We start from the raw sequence: 206 nt of genomic DNA, 5'->3' as shown, positions 1-206 counted from the left end.
TGGCTTACCATTGAAGTTCATTACCTTCTGACTTTCCCCAATCAAGCTCGTGATCCCGTTTTCCGTCATCTTGCCAGTCCTTAAATAGTTCGTGAATATTGGTTGGGTTCTTTTTTATTGGTGTTAAAACAATTGATCCATTTTCAATGGTTATTGTCATATCTTGGTTATCATCTAATTTCAGTTGTTTAATAATTTGGCTAGGA

General features: G+C 35.4%; 1 protein-coding gene. It reads right to left on the bottom strand.

Features of this window, described 5'->3' with window-relative positions:
* Positions 1–4: 4 nt before the first annotated feature.
* The coding region (locus FD20_RS13755) for an AbrB/MazE/SpoVT family DNA-binding domain-containing protein (protein WP_057738962.1) at positions 5–206 on the bottom strand (202 nt) is incomplete at its 5' end.

Source organism: Liquorilactobacillus uvarum DSM 19971, from assembly GCF_001434935.1.
GTDB lineage: Bacteria > Bacillota > Bacilli > Lactobacillales > Lactobacillaceae > Liquorilactobacillus > Liquorilactobacillus uvarum.
The sequence above is the reverse complement of the archived record's forward strand: the minus strand, read 5'-3'. Positions and strand labels throughout refer to the sequence as shown.